Source organism: Mesorhizobium sp. BHbdii (genome assembly GCF_053848045.1).
Map to the genome: position 1 here is coordinate 1 of NZ_JBSPKX010000311.1, position 400 is coordinate 400.

Consider the following 400-nt stretch of genomic DNA (forward strand, 5'->3'; position numbering starts at 1 on the left):
CACTCCAGCCGCTCGGCGGTCTCGATCAGCACCTGCAGCGCCGTCTCGCTTTCCTGCGCGCCGATGACCACCGGGCAGCCGCGCTCCATGATGCCGGCCTTTTCGGCGGCGATCAGTTCGACCCGGTCGCCGAGATAGGCTTCGTGGTCCATCGACACCGGCATGATCACCGTCACGGCGGGCCTGGCGACAACATTGGTGGCGTCGAAACGACCGCCGAGGCCGACCTCGATGATGGCGGCTTCGGCGGGATGTTCGGAAAACAGGATGAAGGTGACGGCGGTGAGGATCTCGAAGACGGTGATCTTCTGGCCGTCATTGGCCTTGGCGACGCGGGCAATGGCCTCGGCGAAGGTCTCATCGTCGACGAGTTTGCCGCCGCCTTCGTCAGCCAGCCGGT

At 65.5% G+C, this 400-nt stretch carries 1 pseudogene; it reads right to left on the minus strand.

Annotated features, from left to right (window positions below):
- Positions 1-400, minus strand: a pseudogene (locus ACWTU8_RS33195) (bifunctional folylpolyglutamate synthase/dihydrofolate synthase); the annotation flags it as partial.